At 59.2% G+C, this 23,014-nt stretch carries 21 protein-coding genes; 9 read left to right on the top strand and 12 right to left on the bottom strand.

Going from position 1 to position 23,014, the window contains the following annotated elements; genetic code table 11:
• Positions 1-19: 19 nt before the first annotated feature.
• Positions 20-964 carry a glycosyltransferase gene (locus tag AKL27_RS22295; RefSeq protein ID WP_050465075.1) on the bottom strand — a complete coding sequence of 315 codons (945 nt, stop codon included), beginning with the start codon at positions 962-964 and terminating at the stop codon, positions 20-22.
• 256 nt (positions 965-1,220) lie between these two features.
• On the opposite strand from AKL27_RS22295, the gene AKL27_RS22290 reads away from it, so the two are divergent.
• Genes AKL27_RS22290 through AKL27_RS22280 form a run of 3 tightly spaced genes read left to right on the top strand, consistent with a single transcriptional unit; the run spans position 1,221 to position 4,659 of the window.
• Positions 1,221-2,012, top strand: a complete 792-nt coding sequence (locus AKL27_RS22290) for a WecB/TagA/CpsF family glycosyltransferase (RefSeq protein ID WP_232311069.1) — start codon at positions 1,221-1,223, stop codon at positions 2,010-2,012.
• The gene (locus AKL27_RS22285; RefSeq protein WP_050465073.1) at positions 2,009-3,415 is read left to right on the top strand and encodes an undecaprenyl-phosphate glucose phosphotransferase; all 1,407 of its coding nucleotides are present in this window, start codon (positions 2,009-2,011) and stop codon (positions 3,413-3,415) included. The genes AKL27_RS22290 and AKL27_RS22285 overlap by 4 nt, the downstream gene beginning before the upstream one ends.
• A gap of 29 nt (positions 3,416-3,444) precedes the next feature.
• Positions 3,445-4,659: a GNAT family N-acetyltransferase gene (locus AKL27_RS22280; protein WP_050465072.1), complete on the top strand. Its 1,215-nt coding sequence runs from the start codon at positions 3,445-3,447 to the stop codon at positions 4,657-4,659.
• Here AKL27_RS22280 and AKL27_RS22275 read toward each other — a convergent pair.
• The 10 genes from AKL27_RS22275 to AKL27_RS22230 all read right to left on the bottom strand — a co-directional run bounded on the left by AKL27_RS22275 (position 4,607) and on the right by AKL27_RS22230 (position 17,028).
• A complete protein-coding gene (locus AKL27_RS22275) occupies positions 4,607-5,371 on the bottom strand; it encodes a polysaccharide deacetylase family protein (RefSeq protein ID WP_050465071.1) in 765 nt (254 codons plus the stop codon). The genes AKL27_RS22280 and AKL27_RS22275 overlap by 53 nt on opposite strands.
• Positions 5,372-5,384: 13 nt before the next feature.
• Positions 5,385-6,497 (bottom strand): acyltransferase family protein, encoded by a 1,113-nt coding sequence (locus tag AKL27_RS22270; protein WP_050465070.1) that lies wholly within the window; start codon positions 6,495-6,497, stop codon positions 5,385-5,387.
• Positions 6,494-7,831, bottom strand: coding sequence for a hypothetical protein (locus AKL27_RS22265; protein WP_232311068.1), 1,338 nt, complete (start codon positions 7,829-7,831; stop codon positions 6,494-6,496). The genes AKL27_RS22270 and AKL27_RS22265 overlap by 4 nt, the downstream gene beginning before the upstream one ends.
• Positions 7,824-10,241, bottom strand: a complete 2,418-nt coding sequence (locus AKL27_RS22260) for a glycoside hydrolase family 5 protein (protein ID WP_157057053.1) — start codon at positions 10,239-10,241, stop codon at positions 7,824-7,826. Before AKL27_RS22260 ends, AKL27_RS22265 begins: the two co-directional genes overlap by 8 nt.
• Positions 10,238-11,590, bottom strand: coding sequence for an O-antigen ligase family protein (locus AKL27_RS22255; RefSeq protein ID WP_050465068.1), 1,353 nt, complete (start codon positions 11,588-11,590; stop codon positions 10,238-10,240). Before AKL27_RS22255 ends, AKL27_RS22260 begins: the two co-directional genes overlap by 4 nt.
• Entirely contained in the window at positions 11,574-12,512 is a 939-nt protein-coding gene (locus AKL27_RS22250; protein WP_050465067.1) for a glycosyltransferase family 2 protein, read from the bottom strand. The genes AKL27_RS22255 and AKL27_RS22250 overlap by 17 nt, the downstream gene beginning before the upstream one ends.
• The gene (locus AKL27_RS22245; protein WP_050465066.1) at positions 12,509-13,792 is read right to left on the bottom strand and encodes a lipopolysaccharide biosynthesis protein; all 1,284 of its coding nucleotides are present in this window, start codon (positions 13,790-13,792) and stop codon (positions 12,509-12,511) included. The genes AKL27_RS22250 and AKL27_RS22245 overlap by 4 nt, the downstream gene beginning before the upstream one ends.
• Positions 13,765-14,658: a polysaccharide biosynthesis tyrosine autokinase gene (locus tag AKL27_RS22240; RefSeq protein WP_232311067.1), complete on the bottom strand. Its 894-nt coding sequence runs from the start codon at positions 14,656-14,658 to the stop codon at positions 13,765-13,767. Before AKL27_RS22240 ends, AKL27_RS22245 begins: the two co-directional genes overlap by 28 nt.
• A 65-nt stretch (positions 14,659-14,723) precedes the next feature.
• On the bottom strand, positions 14,724-16,106 hold the full coding sequence (locus tag AKL27_RS22235; protein WP_050465065.1) for a Wzz/FepE/Etk N-terminal domain-containing protein: 1,383 nt from the start codon (positions 16,104-16,106) through the stop codon (positions 14,724-14,726).
• Positions 16,107-16,128: 22 nt separating this feature from the next.
• Positions 16,129-17,028, bottom strand: coding sequence for an SLBB domain-containing protein (locus tag AKL27_RS22230; RefSeq protein WP_050465064.1), 900 nt, complete (start codon positions 17,026-17,028; stop codon positions 16,129-16,131).
• 524 nt (positions 17,029-17,552) lie between these two features.
• Here AKL27_RS22230 and AKL27_RS22225 point away from each other — a divergent pair.
• Positions 17,553-18,602, top strand: coding sequence for an LLM class flavin-dependent oxidoreductase (locus AKL27_RS22225; RefSeq protein WP_050465063.1), 1,050 nt, complete (start codon positions 17,553-17,555; stop codon positions 18,600-18,602).
• Between the two features lie 123 nt (positions 18,603-18,725).
• Here the strand turns inward: AKL27_RS22225 and AKL27_RS22220 are convergent, their stop codons facing one another.
• Positions 18,726-19,877, bottom strand: coding sequence for a glycerate kinase (locus AKL27_RS22220; protein ID WP_050465062.1), 1,152 nt, complete (start codon positions 19,875-19,877; stop codon positions 18,726-18,728).
• 262 nt (positions 19,878-20,139) lie between these two features.
• On the opposite strand from AKL27_RS22220, the gene AKL27_RS22215 reads away from it, so the two are divergent.
• The 5 genes from AKL27_RS22215 (at position 20,140) to AKL27_RS22190 (ending at position 22,987) form a co-directional block, all read left to right on the top strand.
• The gene (locus AKL27_RS22215; protein ID WP_050465061.1) at positions 20,140-20,358 is read left to right on the top strand and encodes a hypothetical protein; all 219 of its coding nucleotides are present in this window, start codon (positions 20,140-20,142) and stop codon (positions 20,356-20,358) included.
• A gap of 192 nt (positions 20,359-20,550) precedes the next feature.
• Complete coding sequence (locus AKL27_RS28685; protein ID WP_269749267.1) at positions 20,551-21,411, top strand: hypothetical protein; 861 nt, start codon at positions 20,551-20,553, stop codon at positions 21,409-21,411.
• A gap of 116 nt (positions 21,412-21,527) precedes the next feature.
• Complete coding sequence (locus AKL27_RS22205; protein WP_157057052.1) at positions 21,528-21,803, top strand: hypothetical protein; 276 nt, start codon at positions 21,528-21,530, stop codon at positions 21,801-21,803.
• Positions 21,804-21,981: 178 nt separating this feature from the next.
• Positions 21,982-22,239, top strand: a complete 258-nt coding sequence (locus tag AKL27_RS22200) for a hypothetical protein (RefSeq protein ID WP_050465059.1) — start codon at positions 21,982-21,984, stop codon at positions 22,237-22,239.
• 415 nt (positions 22,240-22,654) lie between these two features.
• A complete protein-coding gene (locus tag AKL27_RS22190; RefSeq protein ID WP_050465057.1) occupies positions 22,655-22,987 on the top strand; it encodes a hypothetical protein in 333 nt (110 codons plus the stop codon).
• The last annotated feature ends 27 nt before the right edge of the window (positions 22,988-23,014 follow it).

Raw genomic sequence — 23,014 nt, 5'->3', positions numbered from 1 at the left:
AAGAACCTTGCGAGGAAGTTTATTTTTTGCCGAGCACGAAATTTTTCAGCCGGGCCATTTGCCATTGGCGCAGGTAGCGGCGGAACTCCAGATTTTCATAGCGCGGCAAACCACGGATGGCAGCCCAGAAATAACTGAAGATCATCAACAGGCCGCCGATGACCACCGGCTTTTCGCGCATGCGATTGATGCCGGTGGCGATGGCATACAAGGGGTGATAGCCCATGTACCAGTTGCCGCGTCCCCAGCGCAAGCGGCCTTCGTAGATATGCTTGTCGGACGAACCCATGATGCGGTGATGCCACAACCAGGCTTGCGGGTCGTAATAGCAATAGGTTTTCCAACCCTTCATCCACGCCGTGTGGACGTCAATGCCATCCCACGACAGATGCTGGACAAAGCCGCCGATATCTTCGAAGGCATCGCGCCGGTACAGTTTGAACTGGCCGGCGACTTGTTCGTCGATATGGCTTTCTTCGATGTACTGGCCGTTTTCGTGGCGATAGACTTTGCCGGAGACTGCCGCCAGCCGGGGGTCTGCATCCAGCTTTTGAAACATGTGTTCGAGATACAGCGGACCGAATGACATATCGCCGTCGAGTTTGGCGATATAACGGTAATCTTTGTTGATGATATGCCCGACCCCAAAATTGAAGGCGGCAACCACGCCGCCGCCGAGCTTGCGAAAGCCGCGATCCTGTCGCGGCACCAGCCGGATGAACGGATATTTTTCGGCGTACTCGCGAATGATGTCGGGGGTGGCATCGGTGGAGCCGTCATCGACCAGAATCCATTCCACCGGACGACAGGTCTGCGCCACCATCGAATCCATCGTCAGGCGCAGATACTGGGCCTCGTCGCGCACCGGCGAGATGATGACCAACGGAACAATGCGGGGCGAAAGGGCCGGTGGTGCGGCGACCGGTTGCAGTTGCAGTGCTTGCTGTTGCCGGACATCGTGCATGGGGCAATCCTTTTATGTTTATCTTTGCAGAAGCAAGTTGAAGTGGTTCAAATGCCGGTTCAACGATCTTTCACCTATGCCTGACCACCCAGCAAGTGTTGCATGCCGGACGCAGCCAATGTGGGAATTCTAAGTACATACTGTAAATTGAATTGTATCGATCATTTTCAATTGCTAAAATGACATCGAATTTTTGCTATTGTACTATCCAATTTATTCTAAGCAATGCATCCTCGGGGGGGAAATGAAAAATCAGGTGACATTCCCGACAGTACATTTGTTCGGTCTGGATATTTGTGCCACCACGTTTGCCGATGCCGCATCCGGCTTGCTGGACGTGGCCTCGACCGACGGCGGCGCGGCCCGCATCGTGGTCACGCCCAACGTCGATCATATCGTGCGGCTGGATGCTGATGCCGACTTCAAGACCTTGTACCGCCGGGCCGACTATATCTTTGCCGATGGCATGCCGCTGATTTGGGCCAGTCGCCTGGCACCGGCCAGATTGCCGGAGCGGGTCACCGGCTCGGATTTGCTCGTGGCGCTGGCACGTGTCGCAAGTCAGCAACATATCCGCATATTTGTCATCGGCGGCATGCCGGGGCAGGAGAGTATGTTAACGGCAGCGTTTGCCCGCGTGTATCCGGGGATTGAACTTGAGATTTACTGTCCTTCGATGAAGTTTGACCCGCAGGGCGAAGAGGGGCAGGAAGCATTGCGCCGGGTGAATGCATTCAAGCCGGGTATCGTGTTTGTCTGTCTGGGCATGCCGAAGCAGGAGCGCTGGGCCTTTGCGCACCGGGATGCGATGCAGGCGCAACTGGTGATGTGTGTCGGCGCTGCGATGGAGTTTGCGCTAGGTTTCAAGTCGCGCGCGCCGCTCTGGATGCAGCGTGCCGGGCTTGAATGGTGTTGGCGTCTGGCTTCCGAGCCACGGCGTTTGTGGCGGCGTTACATCGTACAGGGATCACGTTTCGCGGGTTTGCTGCGGCGCGAATGGCAGCAGCAAAAGGGTGTCACAACTAATAATAAAGGGGGCGTCAAGTGAGCTTTTATGGCGATAAAAGCAATCATCACACCACATTGTTTGGCGTGATCGTCGGCATCATCTATGCACTGACCATCGTTCTTACACTGGAAATCTGCGTGGCGCTTTACGACCGCGCCCATTTTTCCACTTTCAATTCGGTTGCGCTGGTGGCCGCGCTGGTCGGCTTTGTGGTGTTCAGCAATTTGCGCCGCTATGCGATCCACAATGTGTCTTGGACCATCCACGGTTTTGGCACCATCGTGCGCTTGTGGGCCGGGACTTTTTTTGTGGTGGTGTTTTCGGTGTATCTGACCAAGAGCAGCACCGAATTTTCCCGGGTCGTGATGACCGCATGGATGCTGGCGACGCCATTTTCCCTGATGCTGGTGTCCTTGCTGTGCCGCTTGTGGGCATTGCGTCTGTACAGTTCCAAGGGGGAGCGGCGGAGCGCCGTGTTCGTCAGCTTCAGCGACGATGCGCAACGGCTGGCCGAGACTTGCCTGAAGTCGAAAATGCTGGGCATCAAGGCGCTGGGATTTTTCGATAACCGGCAGGAGGTACAGCGCTTCAATTCGACGTTGCCGCGCCTGGGCAGCCTGCATGAAGCGATTGAATGGGTGCAGCACAATCCGGTGGACGTGGTGTTTGTCGGTCTGGTGCACACCCGCAGCGCCGATATCGCGCCGGTGGTCGAGGCGCTGCACGATTCGGTGTCATCGGTCTATTTTGTGCCGGAGTCGCGACTGTTCGGGCTGGGTCATATCCAGTATGGCGAGATTGCCGGGACGCCGGTGCTGGTGGCGTATGAAACCCCGTTCCTCGGGGTTGCACGCTGGCTCAAGCGCTTGTTTGATGTGGTGTTCTCGGCATTGATTCTGGTGTTGCTGAGTCCGGTGCTGGCAGTCATCGCGATTGGCGTCAAGTTGTCGTCGCCGGGACCGGTATTGTTCAAGCAAAAGCGGTACGGCGTCGGCGGGCAGGAAATCGTGGTGTCCAAATTCCGCTCGATGCGCAACGATCCGTTGCCGCAAAACGGTGAAGTCAAGCAAGCTACGGTCGGCGATGCCCGCGTGACGCCGTTCGGACGCTTCTTGCGCAAATCCTCGCTGGATGAATTGCCGCAGTTTTTCAATGTGCTGGAAGGCTCGATGAGCATCGTCGGACCGCGTCCGCACGCGGTGCAGCACAATGAGTTGTATCGCAAACAAGTCAAGGGCTACATGCTGCGCCACAAGGTCAAGCCGGGAATCACCGGCTGGGCACAGGTCAACGGCTTGCGCGGCGAAACCGATACGCTGGACAAGATGCAGAAGCGGATTGAATACGACCTGTATTACATTCGGAACTGGTCGCTGGAGCTGGATGTCAAAATCATCTTTCGCACGGTCGCGGTGGTCTTCCGGGACCGCAATGCCTATTGACTGGACGTCGTCCTGGAAGGTGAACCGGTATGCCGGATAAGGTGCAGCGCTATTTGCTTGCAGGATTGCTGAACGATCCGGCAAGTTGTTTTCCGGCCGGATCGACCTTGCAACAGTATGCTTCGTTTGCTGCCGCAGAAACCCGCTGGCGGGCGGCGCAGCAGGATTGTCGCGCGTATGGTTTCCAGGCGTTCGACTGGCTGCATACCTGGCAAACGCAACTGGGGCAGCGTCAGGGCTGGCAAGTCTGTCTGTTTGAACTCAGCGACGCGCAAGACCGCACGCTGCTGTGGCTGCCACTGGGCTTGCATCGCCGGCGCGGCATGTGCGAGCTGAGCTTTCTCGGCGGCGAGATCACCGATTACAATGCGCCGCTGATTGCACCCGGATTCGCCCGAGAACTGACGCCGGTGGCGTTTGCGGCATTGTGGCAGGCCATCCTCAAATTGGCCGGGCGCGTCGACGTGGTGCGCTTTCGCCGCATGCCGGCGCATATCGAACAACTCCCCAATCCCTTCATTGGACTCGCCGGCATGCAGCCGACCGAGCAGGCGCATGCGGCCATGCTGCCCGCAACGTATGCCGAATTCCAGAAAAGCCGCAGCGCCAAAATGTTTGCCGATACCCGGCGCCAGTTGCGGCGCTTGCAGGAAACCGGCGCGGTACGGCTGGTACGCGATGCCACCGGCGCTGAGCGCACCGAAGTGATCAACGGCATGGCGCGCCAGAAAGCACGGCGCTGGATTGAAACCGGCGGCCATGACCTGTTTCTTCAGCCCGGTTATCTGGATTTTTATCAGCATCTGGCCGAGCATGGCTTGCAGGGCGGGGCGGTGCAGGTGTCCGCGCTGTATGTCGATCAGCATCTGGTCGCCACGCATTGGGGTATCCGTTACGACCAGCGTTGTTACTGGCTGATGCCGGGTTATGAAGATGGCGAATGGCGACGCTATTCAGTCGGCCGCATCCTGATGGATGCAATCTTGCAGCAATGCATCGAAGAACAGATGCGGGTATTCGATCTGACGGTCGGTGATGAAGCCTACAAGTTGCAATGGGCCGACCATACGCTGGCTTTGTATGCCGGTGAGCAGGGTTTGAGCTGGCGCGGCAAGATCTTGCTGGCGCTGGAACACGCGTATGCGAACCTGCGGGCGCGGGCGCGCGACAATCAGCAACTGCGCAATCTGGTCAGGCGTTTGCGCGGTGCGCGTTCTGCTGCCAGTAATCAATCGCCGCATTGACCGGCAATACCTTGCAGCCAGCGGCCAGAGCGGCGCTGATGGCCTGTTCCAGTCGTTCCGGTGTATAGCCGAAGCGACTGGCCGGGTTTTCAATGTCGTGGGTATTGATGATCAGCCAGCCGCGCTGATCGGCGGCGCGCGCCAGCAGCGTTTCATAACTGTCGGCATCGACCGCGACATCATACAAACGATGTGTCTTGAGCGCATTCAAATCAGCCTGGCCGGTATGCAAGCCGCCGCCGGTGATGCGGCTGGAGCGGAAGCGCGCACTGCAGATGCGCTTGGCGCCAAACGCAAACGCGCCGAACGGATAGGCAAAATTCAAGGCCCGGATATCCACCCCCAAGTCCCCCAGAAACTGCGCATTGCGATCCAGTTCCTGCACCAGCCCGCGCTGGTTCAGCAGATCGCAGCGGACGTGCGAGTAACTGTGACAACCGAGTTCATGGCCGGCTTGCAATAGCTGACGCAAATGGGCCAGCGTATGGCAGGGCTTGCCTTCTTCGTGCTGATCAGTAAGGCCGCCAGCCACATAAAAGGTGCCGCGCACGCCATGCCGCTCCAGCGCCTGGGCGCCGGCTTCGCAGGCCGAGGCCGGGGCATCGTCGAAAGTGAAACTGACGACACCGGCAGCGGCTTGCAACGGCAGGATATTTTTCAGTGCGTGACGGGCAAGTACTCGACTGAGGCGCAAGGCGAAAGGGTTGGACATGGCGGGCTTCCGGTCAGGTACTGACAATGTGTGCGCCAAACCGACGGCGCCATTGCATGAACGGTTTTTCGATGAAGCGATACGAGGCAGGGGCCAGGATAAATGTCAGCAGCAATGCCGTCACGGCGAAACCGGCCCAGGCCCGGCCACTGATTTCATGCGGCCCGAGGCTGCCCGGTCCCCACCAGGTTTCCGCCATCACGATGGCGATCGGATGGTACAGATAGAGCGAATAAGACCACGCGCCGATACGACGAAAGCCTTTCTTTTCAAGCAGGGTCGTCAATGGCGTCACGGCATCGGTGAAACAGATGGCGGTCACCAGCGGCATCAGCGCCAGGCCTTGCAGACTGTAACGCAGGGTATCGCGATAACCGGGATCGCGGATCAGGAAGGTCGACAGCAACAACAGCAGACTGGCAGCCTGCACCCGGTAACGGCTGGCAAAGCTGAGCCAGCGCTGGCGCACATCGGTGGCCAGAATCAAGGTCAGCCACGCCCCATACAGAATCGAATCGATGCGGGTATCGGTGCCCATGTAGATGCGGTCAGTGGTGGCGCCGTTGACATGCAGGATGATGCGCCATGCCAGCACCACGATGACGCTGATCACCAGCACCCAGGTAAAGCGTTTTGGCTTGGCCGCCAGGGCCAGGCAGATGAACGGAAAGATCACGTAATACTGTTCTTCGACCGCCAGCGACCACAGGATGCTGAAGGGGTCGAAGCCATCACGGCCCTGACCGAAATTGACGTAGATACCGTAGTAATTGGCGTAGTAGAACAGCGCCGAAGCCACCTTGCCCCAGGTCATGATGCCGCCGTCGGCGCTGAACACCAGTGCCGCCAGCGCCACCGCCACCAGCAACGCCGGATACAACCGGAACATGCGGCGCGCGTAAAAACGCATGACGGCAATGCCACCAGCCAGCGCATGCTCTGCCAGCAATAGACGGGTGATCAGCATGCCGCTGATGAAGAAGAACAGGGTGACGCCGAAGCCGCCCGGAATCGTCGCATGAAAGCCCAGGTGCGCGAGGATCACGATCATTACGGCGCAGGCACGCAAGCCGTCCAGGCCGGGAATGTAATCAAATGACGGTGCGGCGCTGGCAAACGGTTTCATCGCAGATTCTCGATTTGTTGCCGGGCCCGGTTCCAGCCTTGTTGATTTTCAAACGTAAATTTGCCCGGCACGTTTTCGAACGAATAGCTGATGCTGATCTGCACCATGCTTTGCGGATAATCAAGGCCGGAGCCGGTCGACAAAGTCTTTTCGCGTGTACCTTCAACCCGCAATGCCAGCCGCGGCGTAATGTCATAGTCGAAACGCAGGCCGAGACGTGAAATCCGGTCTTTGCCGCTGCTGTCGTTGACGGTAGTGCCACTGATGAAACTTTGGTATTTCTGATTTTCCAGCGACGCCAGCAGGGAAAAACGGGTCTTCGGTGTCGATTGCCAGATCATGCGTCCGAGAATCCCGGTCGATACCACATACAGCCGGTTGCTGGCTTCGATATTGGCTTGCGGTTGATCCCAGATGCGGGCGATGAAGGTGGTCTTCGGCGAATAGTGCCAGTCGGCGCCGATTTCGGCCGAAATCAGATTGCTGTTGCGATCGGCGTAAGTGGCAAAACGGCGGCTGACGGTACCGAGATGGCCGATCACCACGGTATCTTCGGAGTAGCGCCAGGCGGTATCGAGAAACAATTCCTGATCGGTATAGCCGGAATCGAGGGCGACGATATCGGTGGCGCTGCGGAACGGGAAATTGACGCGGGTGCGCTTGATCCCCGCCGACAATGTGGATTTGGTGCCGGACTCGTAGCGGATGGCTACTTGTGCTGCATTGCTGTCCATGTTGAAGGGCTGGGCATTCGACGGCACCATATAGCGCAGCGTCTGTTGCGTCAGCGTGACCGGCAGGTCGAAGCGCGACGACACGCGCAAGGCCAGTTCGGCCTGATCTTCGCGGATGTGCGGCACTTCCAGTTGCGGCGCCGGTGAATTGCCGCCGAAATAACTGTAGAGCCGGTCATCGATGCGATGGCGCAGGCGACCGCGAATCCAGGTGTCGTATTCCCAGACATACATGCCTTCGAATTGCTTCTTGGTGTAGTTCAGGTTGTCGAAGAAGTTGTAATGCATCTGCGACGCCGAGGCGGTCAGTTCCAGATGGCTGCGCTCGGTCGGCAGCGGCAGAAACAGCGCCGCCCGGATATCGGTAGACCACGCCGTGTCGGAGGCCTTGAGCGGATTCGGGTCGCTCGAGGAATACAAAAATGGATTGAAGATGCGATACCAGCTGGTGCCGCCTTGCAGCGCATATTCGGCAGTGGCATTGGCCGTCAGCGGCAGAGCCGACGCCAGACCCAGCGTCAGGCCAAGCAGGCATAAGCGCTGCAGCCGGCGGCAGATGCGCTTTGTCGCGGAGAGAGTGTCGTCGCGTCGCTTATTCATTGGTAATCACTTCATACCATGGACTTGCCTGTGCGGCTTCGGCCTGAAGGTAGACCGACACCATGCCATTTTTCAATGTCACTTGTTCAGTGCCGAGCGCGCGCATGCGCTGGCCGCTGCCATCAAGCGGATACACCGTCACCTGTCGCGCCACCGTCTGCCAGCTCACGCGTGCTTCGGTGCGCTCCATCCAGACCGGTCCCTGAACGTCGCGTGGACCTGAGGGTTTGTTGGCGTCGGCAGCGTCGGCTTCCAGTGTCTTCCATTGACTTTCATTCTTGTAGCGCACCAGTTCTTTGGGGCGTTGCGGCAGCGATCCCGGTTGGGTGCCGGTGACCGCATTCGGTGCCGAGATCAGAATCTGACGCGACGATGCCAGCGGGCGATTGTCGAGCGCGGTCAGCAAAATCGTGGCGAAGCCGCGTCCCTTGCCGAGCAATTCAACACTGGCGAGGTTGTCGCCGAGACGGCGATTGGTCATCAGGAAACCGAAAAAGCCGCGTGCTTGTGACGTGCGCAACAGGATCGTGCGCTGCTGCGGCTGAAATTCGATGCTGCCGTCCGGCGACCGCATCGTGGCGGTCGGCGCGATTGCCGCTTGCGTACCGAGTTTGCCGTTGCCCGATAAATCCAGTGCCAGCCGCGCCTGCAATGCCAGTTCCGGACTGATACCGTAACGGACGGCCAGATGCGTTTCCAGCGCGCCGTAGTCGCGCGAAGCGGCAATCGCCAGCCGTGCCGGTGCTGCCAGCGGCACGTTGATCTGGGTCGGCAATGCCGGTATCAGGCCATTGCGAAACAGCAGGGCGCTTTGCCCGGTGAGCGCGTATTTGCCCCAGTCGCCGCTGAGCGTGAAGGCCGACGGCGTGTCGGCCCAGTTATCGCCATCCATGTAATCAAAGAAAAACAATCCATCCCAGTCTTGCATGGCCGCCACGATCGCCATCAAGGGCTGGATTTCGGTGCCTTGCCGGTTCGGAAATGGCTGGTTGAATTCGCTGACCACGAATGGCTTGCGCATATCGCGCCGCAATCCCAGGTTCAGCAATTGCCGCAGTTCACCGCCGGCGGCCGAGGTATCGTGGATGCGCCAGTCGTTGCGGTCCCAGGCCGGGCCGGGGAAGTCGGGATGGTCGATGTAAAAGTGTTCATCGATGTAATCCATCTGCGCCTGCGAATCGTAATTCAGGACGCCGCCGTAACTCATCTGGGTGCCGGTGACCGGCACCATGCTATCGGTTTCTTCTTGCACCACGCGCCGCAGACGATTGAAATAGGCGCGGTCGGTATCGCTCAAAAAGCTCAGGAAATCGCGGATCCGCAGCGCCGCGCCGGCCTCGTCCGGGGTGCCGGGATCGGTGGCGCCGAATACCTTGGTGCTGAGGGAGCGCAGCTTGCCGTCGAGACGATCACGCCATTGTCCGATCTTGCCGCTTTGGGCATAGGTGGCATCCGTCGGCGTCAGCAACTGGATCGTGGCATTGTTGTCGGCGCAGGTTTTCCAGGTGGCGCAGGCATTGGCGCCGGAGCCATAACGCTTGATGACCCAGGCTTGCCATTGCTGGCGCAAACTCGCTTCATAGGCTTTCGGCACGGCGTCGTGCCATTCGCGCCGTTGCCAGGCCGCCATCAGGGATGATTCGTTATTGATCTCGACCATCGCCAGCGCCGGGTTGTTGCGCAGTCCGAGAGCGCGGATCAGTTGCCGCGCATAGTCTTCCTGCAACGCCACCATGCGCGGGTAGTACACGTGCACCGGTGCGCCGAGGGCAGTGGCGTCGGCCTTGCCATCGAGCGGCGGCAATTGGTCAATCGCCGGCCGGAAGCGATAACCGACGTGCAGGTTCAGATTGACGTAGATGCCTTCCTGTTTGAGCACGCCGATGAAATTGCGCAAGCGGCTCAGCGCCACTTGATTGAAACTCGGATAAGGACCGGGCGTCAGCAAACTGCGCGGCGGATTGTCTGCGGTGCCGGGGCTGGTATCCATGTGATGCAGGCGCACCGCATTGATGCCGAGCTTGCGCAGGCGACGGGCGATGCGCACGGCATCGGCTTCGGACGGAAAATTGGTGGCGAAACTCAGATTGATGCCGTACAGGCGCACCCGTTTGTCATCCGCGGTATTCGGTTTGCCATCGGTACCGATCCGGTAAAAATGGCCGTCGCGGATAAAGATGCGGGCGCTGGCATCCAGCGGTTGATTGAGCGCTGAGCGGTCGGGCGCGCCGGCCAGCTTGTCTTCATCAATCGCCACATTGAAATATTGGGTGCCGTTGTCACCGCTGGTGAAGGCGGTATTGGCGGCGCTGCTCTGGATGACGCTGGTGGCTGCCGGCAGGCTGCCGCTGGCCAGCAGCAGCGCCAGCATGCCGGTGGCATGGCGCAGGAAGGAGTGTCGACGCATCATGCCGCCGTCCCTTTGAGCGCAGCCGCAGCCGCCGCTTTTTCCATGCGGTCGACGGTGAGCCGGGCCGAGATCGCCGTGGAGGAATAGATAAAGAAAATATTCTGGAACAACACCCCGCGAAACACTTCACTCTCCGACAGATTGCTGATCAGGATCAGGATCAGCATGGCCCAGTGAATCGCCGCTTCTTCGCGGTCAATCCGCGTCAGCCGCACCAGATTGCGAATGTGAAACAGGAACACGCCAGCCATCAGCGTGACGCCGACAATGCCAAGCTCGTTGAGGATGTCGAGGTAGCCGTTATGCGCTTGCAGCGGAATCCAGTGCAACGCGTCAATGATCATTTGCGACGGGCTGCCTTCACCGAGCCAGAAGGCGCCGTAACCGATGCCGAACACCGGATGCCGCTGCACTTCCAGTAACACCAGACGCCAGATATCGGTACGGCCGGTCAGATCGGTCGACTTGTTGAATACCTTGCCGAACGGTGCGAACAGCTCGCTCCATTGCGGCAGACGGCCTTCGCTGACATAAAACATGTGCAGCCCGAGCAGCGCGATGACCACCAGCGCCAGCGTCAGCCGGCGGCCGTCGAACGGACCGCTGAGATAGCGCCGCCGCACCAGCAGATAAATCGCGGTGCCGAGCGTGGCGACCAGAATCGCGGTACTGCTCTTGGCCATGACCAGCATGAACAGGCTGAACAGGATGCCGGAAAAACACAAGGAGCGCGGGAAGGTTTTGCCGAAACATTCCTTGATCCACATCACCACGCACAGGCCGGAAATCGCACCCAGCGTATTTTTTTGCGTCAGGATGCCGCGCCAGGCGCCGCCGAGTTCGTAATCAACGCCGATGCGCGGCATCACCAGCGACACTACAAACGAAATGGCCATTAGCGTCATCAGCGTGCCGAGCATGGTGCGGATCAATTGATGCTTGCCGCCAATGGGCGGTGAAATGGCAATGCCGACCAGCACCAGGCCGCCCAGTTGCACCACCCGTTTCAGGGTCACCAGCGGATAGGGCGACCACAGCATGCTGGCGGCGCAGTACAGAATCAGCAAGATCAGCAGCGGATTGAGATGGCGGATATGCAGGAAGGTCCAGTAACGCGTGCGCCAGGCTTGCCAGGCGCCGAGCAGAAAGACCGAGCCGAACTGCAACTGGAAAATGAACGAGCCTTCGATGTAGCTGCCGTGCGCTTCCACATTGCTCCAGTCGAAGCCCGGCGGCAGCAGCGAAAATGTCATGCTGAGCACGATCAGCAGGCGCACCACGTAGGGATTGATATCGCCGAACGTGGAGGCCCGCGGTGGTGGCTGATACTGTTCAGTGGCCGTATTCATGATAGCGATGTCCCAGCAAGGCACTCAGTTTGCCACATTGCGCCACCGAAGTGCGCAACCAGCGGATAGCCTTGATGCGTGAAAAAGGAAAATAAACCAGACTCAAGGCGGCGGCGATCAACAGTTGAAGCAACGCCCGCAAGCCGAGCCGGGCACCGCGCATCAGACTTTGGGCGCGACTCAGGCGCGCAATCTCCGACAGCACGTAGGTTTGACCGAGCCGGTAGGAACGGCGCAACAGCCAGTTGAGATTGGCGCGTTGCGGCGGCACCTCTTCGCTGACAGTGGCTTCGTCGCACCAGATGAATACCGCGCCGCGCGCCAGCATGTCGCGAAACAGCATGGTATCTTCAGCGCCGGTACGACCAAAGGCCAGATCGAACGGCCCCGGAATTTCCATCAGGGCGTTGCGCCGGATCAGGACGTTGCCGGTGCGGCTGTCCTTGGTGGTGATCACGGTGCCGGTGGCGAAGCGCGGCCGGTTGAAAAAATCGCCTTGGCGAATCCAGTCCGGCGTGTCGTCGCGATAGCGCGGGGTGACCGGACCGAAGACGGCATCGGCGTTATAACGACGCTGGGCGGCCAGCATGCGCAATATCCATTCGGGATCGGGCGCTTCGTCATCGTCGATAAACAACACCCATTCACCGACCGCCGCATGGACTGCGGCATTGCGGGCGAGGGCGATATTGGGCGTGCGTTCATTGAGGGCGCGCAACGGAAACGGCAATTGCGTGCGCCAGGCCTGCAACACCGGCGTCGCCGAGGCGACCGGATCATTGTCGACCACCACCACTTCCAGTCGCAGATCCGCGCGCGATTGCACGGTCAGCGCTGCCAGCAGGGTATCCAGCAACCCGGGCCGGCGGAAGGTACAAATGCAGATGCTGATATCGATGTTGTTATCGTTATTGTGGCTCATGCATTTCTCCGTCTCACCAAGGGCAGGAACACCGCCCAGATCAACACCAGGTCGAAGACTTCGACGATGATCAGTGCCAGCACTGCGCCCCAGGCGCCATACAGCGGCAGCGCGATCGAGGTGGCGATCAGCATGATGATCAGGCTGGCAATGCCGCTCAACAGCAACAGTTTGTACTGGTCATTGCTGGTCAGCCAGGAAGAGCCGATCCAGCGCGCGGCGTTGATGGCGAAGTAGCCGCCCCATGCCAGCACCAGCGGTTCCAGTCCGTGATACTTTTCGCCCAGCACATGGGCTTGCAACCACGGCAGCGCCAGCCACAGCACGGCGACATAGCCAATGGTCAGCAATTCGATGCCGGCCACTGAAGCCCAGGCCAGCCGGTCCAGATGTTTCCAGTCGCGCGCGATGAACAGCCGGCTGACCATCGGCCGCGCCACCCGCGACCATGCCAGCACGGTCAGCGAGATCGGCATCAGCAACAAGCGCGAGGCGTTCAGTTCGGCGGTCGCGGCCACGCCCAGTGCGGCGGCGGCCAGATACAGGTAGCTGTAATTGGTGGCCCAGGCCACCATCGCGCCGGGCAGTGCCCAGCGGCCGCGCCGCAAGACTTCGGTCACGGCTTCACGAAAGGCGATACGGTCTTGCGGTTGCTTGCCGGCGGCCGGGTATTCGGCGCTGCGCCACATACCAACCACATTGGCCAAGCCGAGCACCAGCAACACGGCCGGTACGGTCAGATAGCCCAGTAGCAGCAGCACGCCGACGCCGGCGGCGACGCCGAGCGCATAGGCGATATCGGTTTGCAATACTTCGCGCGGCTTGGCTTCGATGAAGCTGACGCTGCGATGGTATTCGCGCTGGGCATTGGTAAATACGTAAATGGCGAACGACAGCGCCAGCAATACCGGATGCGTGTCGATGCCGGTGAGGCTGGCGACGACGCCGGTGCCGAGGCCGAACAGCAGCGCCAGCGCCAGACTGAGCATCCATTGAAAACGCAGCAGCAAGCCGATCAGACGCGCGCGTTCCTGCTCGGTCTTGCCCGGCGCAATGGTGGTCAGCGGGCCGGTGATCAGCGCTTCAATGAAGGTCGAGGCGAAGATGCCCGCCACGTAGAGTTGTGCGTAGACGCCGTACGCTTCCTTGGTGGCCAGCCGTACCAGAATCAGGCCCAGCGCAAAATTCAGACCGCTCAGCAGGGCCTGGTCAATCAGCGAAGCCAGCGAGTGAATGAGCAGCCGGCGGCTGCTCAGTTCTGTCGTGGACCGTTCAGCCATTTGCGTAGACGATTCCAGAATTTGTTGCCGCCGACCGGGGTGGTGTCCTCGGAGAATTCGTTGTACACGGTGCCGAGAATTTGCGCGCCGGCAGTTTGCATTTGCGTCTGTGTCTGGCGCAAATCATCGAGCGTGGTGTAATGCTGACGCCCGACCAGCAGGCACATGCCGACTTGCTGGGCAATCGTTTGTGCATCCGACGAGGTCTTGGCTGCCGGCGTATCGACGATGAACACATCGAAGTCGTCAGCCAGTTGCTTCATCAGGTTGCTCAGTGCCGGTTGCAGCAGGATTTCCAGCGGATTCGGCGGCTTCGGTCCGGCGCACAGGACGCGCAAATGCGGAAAGCCTTCGGCGCCGACACCGGCGGCAATCGGCGTGCGACCGGCCAGCATGGTCGACAGGCCGGTCTTGTTATCGAGTCCGAACAAGCCGTGCTGGCGGGCCGAGCGCATGTCGGCATCGATCAGCAAGGTGCGCTTGCCCATTTGCGAAAACGCCAGCGCCAGGCTGGCGGCCAGATAGCTTTTGCCTTCGCGTTCGTTGGCGCTGACCAGCGCGACCGAGATTCTTTCCAGATCGCTCAGGCGAATCGACAATTCGGCGCGGATCTGACGGATGGCTTCTGACTCCAGTCCGAACGGCGCATGGGCAATCGCCAGCGTCGGGTCCAGATTCTTGCTGGGGAACAGGGCAGTGGCGTAATTGAATTGCTCCGACAACACCGCCTGCACGTTTTGCTCGGTCAGCAAGCCCAGTCGCACGGCCGCTTCGCCGAAGCGGATGTTGGCCGAGTTCTGCAACTCCACCACATGCGCTACCTGGTCTTGCGTCAACAATCCCGCTTCGACGAAGCGGGCGCCCATTTTGTCTGCTGCAGCGCTGCTGGCTGCGGTCTGAGGTCCGGTTTCCTTGGTCATAGGTTCGAGTATTAGCGAATGCCGATGTGGCCGATGAGCGGAAGATGTATGCCGCGGACCAGATCATCCTGGCAGCGTACACGCCGTTGACTGAGTTCATACAGCAAGGCCAGGCAGAGGCCGAGCGCCAGACCGACCAGGATGCTGGCGGCGATGTTCTGCATCATCAGCGGCTTGGAGTGCGAGGTCGGCGCTTCGGCTACGCGCAGCACGGTCAGATCCAGCGTGCTGATATTGCTGGCCATGAGGATTTCATCGTACTTTTGCAGCGCGGTGTTATAGACCCGTTCCACGCTGTCGAGCTGACGCTGATAGGAGGTGATGGTGTCGCGGTGTTGTTTCTGCTCCAGCAGTTTGTCGCGCTGGGCGTCGACTTCGCGTTGCAGCGCCTGTTCTTGCATCGCCAGCCGCTTGGCATCGGTTTGCAGCGCATCCAGCGAGCTGCGCGACTCGCGCACGACGCGGGCCTGCAATTCATTGCGTTCGGCAATCAGCGACAGCGTCTTCGGGTGTTTGGGGCCGAGCACTTGCTGCACTTCTGCCAACCGGTTATTGGCATCGTTGAGCTTGGACTTCAGATCATTGATGTTGGGCCGCTGTGCCACTTCCGGCAATTCGTCGGGCGCGATGCCGCTGCGCAGCAGATTCTCGGTGGCGGCCTTGCGGGCCTGGGCTTCCTGCTGCTGATTCTTGACGGCCATCAGCGAGGTCATCAGATCACCCAATTGGCGCGACTGGAAGTCATTGCGCTCGTTCGGATCGAGAATGCCGACTTCCTGCTGGTAGCGGGTCAGTTTTTCTTGCAGCGAGTCGGCTTCCTTGCGCAGATGTTCGAGCTGCGCATTGTATTGCTCGCGGCGCGAACGGGCCGACGACGAGGCGATCTGCTGGTTCAGTTCAATGTAGGCGCGCACCACGGCATTGGTAAAGTCGCGTGCTTCATCCGGATTGCCGGCGGCATATTCGACTTCCACCACGCGGCTGGAGCGGCGCGTCACCACCATGGTCTGGTCGTTGATGCGCTTGACCAGTTGCGAGTGGGCGCGTGCCTCGCCGCGCCGTTCCACGGTTTCACGGTAATCGGCGGTACGGGTCAGGTCCATGGCTTCGATGACCCGCTCGGCCACGGCCTGGCTCTTGACCATGTCGAGCTGCGTCTGGATATAGCTTTCATCCATCATCGGCGAGAACATGCGGCCGTTGATCGGATCGTTGCCCTTGTAATCAAGGTAGACGTCGGAGGAGGCCGTATACGTTTTCGGCAAGATCAGCGTTACCGCCACCGTCAGCGCCACGGTGGCCAGCAGGGTTTTGTAGATCAGGCCGCGCCGGGCCGAAATCATCGCCGCCAGTTGGGTCGACGACAGGCCGGATTCAGGAGTCTGGAAGTTCAAGATGTAACCTCGTTGTCATTCATCAGAACAGACTTTCGTTGACGTAGAGCACGTCACCGGGAAGTATCGGATCGGCCAGTTTGGCCTTGATGACCTGCATGCCGTTGTCAGCCGAATTGCGGTTGATCACGATGCGACGCTGCGAGGCGCGCTGGGTCATGCCGCCGCCCAGTGAAATGGCGCGCATCACGTTCATGTCGGGTTCCATCGGATAGGCACCGGGGCGATTGACTTCGCCGTGGATGTAAAACAGTTTTTTCTTGCCGACATACACCACGTCGCCATTGCTCAGATCGACATCCAGCGAGGCCCGTTCGGTAGCGTGCGTTTCGCCGAGCAGGATCGGGATGCGGATATCGCTGCCATCGGTGCCGTCGCTGTTGGTATCGGTCTTGCGGCGCAACAGCGTGACGGTCGTGTCGGCTTGTGCCGTCAGGCCGCCGGCGCTGGCCAGCAGTTCCAGCACCGTCATGTGGCCGGGAATCGGATAACGGCCGGGCCGGGTGACTTCGCCCAGTACCGATACCATCTGGCTGCGCAACTGGACCACTTCTACCGACACTTCAGGATTGCGCAGATATTGTCCCTGACGCAGGGCATTGGCAACCTTGACGGCGATTTCGCTGGTGGTGAGACCGGATACTTCGACGCCGCCGATCAGCGGCAAGGTGATGAAGCCCTTGTCGTTGACGCCGATTTCCGCTGACAGGTCAGGCTGGCCGAACACGGTCACGCGCATGACGTCGCCGGAACCGACCCGGGTATTGGTGACGGCAGATGATGGCAGGGAGAGTGTGGACAGGGTGCCGGGCGGGGCCGACATCAATTCTGTGCCGGCAGTGGGGACTTGCGCGAAGGTCGGCGACACCAGTCCGGTCAGCATGACAATCGCGGCAATGATAAACAAAATGAATCGGCGCAAGCTTGGCTCCTGGAATTGTTCACAAATACATCTGGCGGGTCCTGTTTGCCATGAGACGCAGCGCTTGGCCACAGCAGGAAAATGCCAGAGTATAAATTTTGTAAGTATGACAACTTCTGGGCAGCATCTTAATCGAAAAATGCTTGTATATAGAAAAAATTCTACATAAATACGGAAATCTTGACCTGTCTTTACATGACACATCCCTCGTTACCAATGGATGGGAATGCCGTTTTTATTATTGTGTTGTGACAAATACCGCCCGGATTCGAATTGCAGGCTGAATATGAATGCACGATCGACGAAGATGGAATCGCAATGCATGAAGTTTCCCTGATGCATCCATTTTTCCCATGCCCCCCGGCTGCGGTCTGCCTGCTATCGCGTGTGCCGACAATTGTGTCGGCGATTGTGTCGAGTTAATCACACTACTTGCATGAGATCAATTTTTATCTGAATGGCAGCAGAAAACAGTGTGTCGTAATTTCGTCTATCCTTGCACATTTACTCTCCTCACCATTTTCATGACCGCGCTCAACCCCCAATCCGGCAGCCAGGCCCACGCAGATACCTTGTTGCTCAGTGTGCTGGATCAGGCGCCGGTGTCAGAAGGTACCAGCGGCGCCCAGGCATTGCGCAATGTACTCGATCTCGCCAGCGACGCCGATGCGCTTGGTTATTACCGCTATTGGGTGGCCGAACATCACGGCACCATGTCGCTGGCCTGCGCCAGTCCGGAAGTGTTGATCGGGCCGATTGCGGCCGCCACTTCGCGCTTGCGGGTCGGCAGCGGCGGCGTGATGCTGCCGCATTACAGCCCGTTGAAAGTAGCCGAATCATTCAGCATGCTGAGCGGTTTGTATCCGGGGCGCATTGATCTCGGGCTGGGCCGTGCGCCCGGCAGCGATGGCTTGACGGCATCGGCCCTGCAGCGCGACCGGCGCCACCGGCCGGCAGATGATTTTCCTGAACAATTGACGGAATTGCTGGCGTACTTGTGGGATGAAATGCCGGCCGATCATCCGTTTGCGCGCTTGTCGGCGCTGCCCGGCATGCCGGAAACACCGCAACCGTGGATGTTGGGATCGTCGGCGCAGAGCGGTATCTGGGCTGCGGAACTGGGTTTGCCTTACATGTTTGCCGATTTCATTCACGCCGCCGGCGAACCGATTGCGACACGTTACCGGCAGGATTTCGTGCCTTCCGGGCATCTGGACCTGCCGCGTCAAGGCGTAGCGTTACAGGTGATCTGCGCGCCGACCGATGAAGAAGCACAACTGCTGGCGACCAGCTACGGCATGCGCCTGATTCATATGCACAATGGTCGCCGGCTCGACAAAATCCCGGCCGTGGAGACTGCCATCCGTTTCTTCGAACAAAACGATTTGCCGCTGGATACCTTGCCGCCCGGCAGGCGCGCGGTCATCGGCTCTCCCGACAAAGTGCGCACCGAAATCGAAGCACTGGCGCAGGCCTATGGCGCGCAAGAAGTGATGATCGTGAGCATCATTCACGATCATCAGGCGCGCAAGCGTTCTTATGCATTGATTGCCCAGGCGTTCGGGCTGAGCTGAGCCGGGATAAGTCTGCTCAGGTACTCCACTTTGATCAGTTTGATAAAACCGTGTGTTATCAATGAGATAGCGAGAAATCGTGATGCTTATCCACAGACTTGCCCACGGTTTTTGTGGATAAGTTTATTGCTGGTGGCGCGCGCTTGACCACAGGCGCGCCATTTGTTCGGCACTCGCGCTCAACAATGGCGCGGCATTGCTGATGGCATCTTGCAGACTGGCCGGCCCGAACACGATGGAGAAGCAACCATCGAATCCGGTTTGCAGCGCGGCCAGTGAACCGCGATCAATCCCGCCCGACAACAGGCTGGCCGACACACCGGCTTTGCGCGCGCGCTGGGCGGCGATGAAGGGCGCTTTGCCATGCAAGGTTTGGGCATCGCTGCGACCTTCGCCGGTGATCAGCCAGTCGGCACCGGCCAGCGCCGTATCCAGTCCGATGTAATCGGCCACGGTTTCGGCACCCGACTGGAATTGCGCACCCAGCATCAACAATGCGTAGCCGAGTCCGCCGGCGGCTCCGGCACCGGGCAAGTGGGCAGCCTGACGCCCGCTGGCTTGTTCGAACAGCGTCGCAAAGTGACCCAGCAGGGCGTCCAGCGGTTGGACCTGATCCGGCGTCACGCCTTTTTGCGGACCGAAAATGGCCGTTGCGCCGTGCTCGCCGCACAAAGGATTATCGACATCGGACATGGCGATGATGGTGATCTGCTGCAAGCGCGGATCGAGACCGCTGACATCCACCCGCGCCAGTTGGCCCAGCAATTGCGGTGTCGGTGGCAATTCGCGGTTGTCGGCGTCATAGAGTTTGAGACCGAGCGCCACCAGCATGCCGATGCCGCCGTCATTGGTGCTGCTGCCACCCAATGCGATCAGGAACCGTTTGGCGCCGGCGTCGAGCAGCGCCAGCAAGGCTTCGCCGATGCCACGGGTGTTGCGTTGGTCGACCGCCAGCGCAGTGCCGGCGGCATCGGTCAAGCCGACGATTTCCGCCGATTCGATCACCGCGCTGCCATCGCTGAGCACGCCGGCCTTGGCATCGAGCAAGGCGCCGGCGGCGCCGCGCACGCGCAATAGCCGCCATTCGCCGCCGGCTTGCAACAGCGCATCGAGCGTACCTTCACCGCCATCGGCAATCGGACACAGCAACACCTCGGCCTCGGGAATGGCGGCGCGAATGCCGGCGCCGATGGCGCTGGCAACTTCTTGTGCTGACAGAGAACCTTTGAATGAATCAGGGGCGATCACAATGCGGGGCGGGCGTGCTGTTGTCATGAGTCAATATTTGTCAGGAAAGGCGTGCTCTCGGGCAATCAATCGTTGCCGGTGAGGCTGCCGGGTCTCGGATATGTTGTGGTTGACGTGTCTGGCGGGCACGTTGCGGGGGATTATATAACGTCAGGATAGTGGCGCCGGCCGGACCCTGCGTGTCGTCATGTATCAGTCTTCACCGCGGCGTAACAGTTGGTAATGTCGCTGGCGGGGGCGACGCCATGCGCGCACTATCAAATCGCAGTCAACATGCACGGAGGTTGCGATGAAACGTCTCTTATTACTGATACCCGCATTGATGCTGGGTGGTTGTGTGGCAGTACCGTATGACCCGTATGGCGGAGCAGTTGGCTATCCCGGTGCGGTCTATGCCGCGCCGGCGCCGGTGTATGTTGCTCCCTATGTTGCCCCGAGCGTCTATTTCGGTTTCGGCGGCGGCTATGGTTACGGTCGCGGCTGGGGTGGCCGGGGCTGGCGCCACTGATCGCGCAGGCGATGGTTTGCCCGGTTAATAATGCGTCCGCCGGACGCATTTTTAATGGCGGCATCTATTTCATCGGGGGAAAACGACGTCGGGTGGTAGTCGGTGGCATAATTCCTCTTTTGCCGATCTGGATTGACAGCGCTCACGACAGCCGGCGGCAACGCCCGCTGCTCCCGCACATCAAAGTATGATTTGCCCCAACCTCAAGGTGATACGCTGCTGCTGCAAGGTATGACGATTTTCAAACTATTTTCTCCCGCTACGCCAAAAGCACGCGCCCGCAATCGTATCGTCATCGGTCTGTTCTTGTCGGTTGTGATTCACGTGCTGCTGTTTGTCGTCCTGCAGCCGAATCTGAAGAAAATCGACATGACGCCCGTCGGTGATCGTGCGCCGCTGGAAGTGACCTTCGTCAAGCCCACGACGATCGCCAAGCCAACGCCGGAAAAACCGGCACCAGCCAAGCCGGTCGCCAAGAAAGCACCGACCCCCAAGCCGCGCCAGATAGCGCGCGCCAAGCCGCAGCGCGCATCGCCGGCGCCGTCTGCGGTACCGGTCGCACCGTCACCGACGGCCATCACGCGGGCGCCGCCGGAAATGGATATGTCGACCATGATCAACGCCAACCGTGAGCGCCGCCAGGCCGCAGAAGCTTCCGCGGCCCAGGAAAACGCCGCCGCGCGCGCCGCCGAGCAGGGACCATCGGGTGACGACATCGCCCGCGCCAATATTGCCTGGCAGTCGCGCAAGCGTGGCGGCACCAATGGCGTGTTTGAAATCGTCAGCAAGGGTCCGCGCATCGCGCAATACATTTTCCGCGGCTGGACCACCGACGCCCGCAACAATACCCGGCAAACCATTACGGTCGATGCCGGCCCCAACGGCAATGTGGAACGCGCCATCGTCGACAGCATCATCAGCGTCATCCGCAAGTACTACACGGGCGATTTCAACTGGGATTCGCAGCGGCTGGGCCGGGTGGTGCCGCTATCGGCCAGGCCGGAAGATACAGCTGGCCTGCGTGCCTTTCTGATGGACGAATTCTTCAAGTGACGCCGCCGGGGCAGGGCGTTGCTCTGCTCCCTCCTTTTGAGACTAATCCCATATCGCGCGCTGGCCGCAAACCGGAAAATCATTAACCTCTCATCGTTAATTGACGGATTGTGGTCATGGCTATTTTTATCGTGTTGGCTGCCTGCGTGGCACTGGCTTTCTTTTTCAGGCGCCCCTATACCGGCAAGCGCGCGTCGTTGCCCACGGTGCAGGAGCAGCGTTATCAATTCATCGTGGATTTTTGTGACGGCAACGAGCGTCAGGCCCGGCGGCTGGTCGACGAGCGGCAACTGCAGCATCCCGATATTGCCGCAGATTTGATTGTGTCGATGGTGTATCGCGAACTCCAGTACCTGTGCCAGGATATTCGCAGCAGCGCCTGCAGGCGCTGAATGCGTGTTCCGGTGACGGCGAAAATGGTCGTCGTCAGCCGCGTTTGCCCGGCGCCGCGAGCGCTGTCGCCGGGCTTTTGTTGACAAGCCTGCAAGCCTTGCGTTGCGGGCATTTGCGGCTTGCATCAGGGTTTATTTTTTGTGCTAACATCCGTTTTATTTCCGCACGGAAACTGCAATGGATATTGAACTCACGGGTGAAGAATTGCGCTGGATGTACAGCGTTTTCAAAGGCGACTTCCGTTTTATTCCACGCCGGGTAGTCACCAGCGTCATCGAAAAGGGACTGGGCGTACCGAATCTGGGCGGCGCCTTCAACCTGACCAAAGCCGGCCGCGCCGTATTCCGCCGCGCCGCGAAAGACCCCCGCGCTGAAGAAGATCTGCACATCATCAAGTCGCGTGCGCGGCATCGCAGTAACTGGCGGCTGGGTTAAGCGCCAATCATCATTAGCATTATCTGTACGCTGGCGGTATCGGGCTCCTCATGTCATTGGCATGGAGGGGCTTTTTTTCGTTTGATGGACGGGAGCTGCGACCACGCGACCGACATCTTGTTTTGTGACTGGTTGCCGCTGATAATCACCCTCAACGCCGATCAAATCAGACTCGTCAGGGCCGGACAGCTTATCGGTCTAAATCGTTGGGTTTATGACAGAAACGGAAGCGGATTTTATGTTCGCCCCGATGTATATTTTGATTTGGGGCCTGGTCATCGAGACTGGCTCGATGGAAAATTATCTATGGGGGCTGTGAAGCAAAGTATTGAGCAAACGAAGACTTTTTCCAGTTATATTGGTGCGCCAGGGAAGATGGTGATGCCTGAGAGAATGTTGAATTTGAAAAAATAGTATGAAAAAAAAATCTAAACCAGCGAAACAATTGTGCGGAACGTTGGATGGCTTGCAAGGATCCATAGTGGCTTTCTCTCGCGGACAGAGTGAGCACTTGTTGACAGTCGGCTATCCAATTTGCTATGAGGAGTTGGAGGCCGTCAGAGGCGGTCTTGAGCGTCTTGGACTTTATGAAGAAATTCAGAGTGTCTTGGTGCGATCGGAGGCTATGGTGCGAGAAGGTAAATACCATGATGCTGAAATGCTAGTTCTTGATGCGAATCGAAATTTGTCGGAGGCGTCAGGGGCCAACGCAGATTTGCGGCGTTTATACATGCCACAAAAAAAATAATTGTTCTCTAAGTGAGTGATGACGGAC

The sequence above is a fragment of the Herbaspirillum autotrophicum genome (assembly GCF_001189915.1).
Taxonomy (GTDB): domain Bacteria; phylum Pseudomonadota; class Gammaproteobacteria; order Burkholderiales; family Burkholderiaceae_D; genus Herbaspirillum; species Herbaspirillum autotrophicum.
Note: the sequence above shows the minus strand (reverse complement) of the source record. Positions and strands in the feature narration are given on the sequence as shown.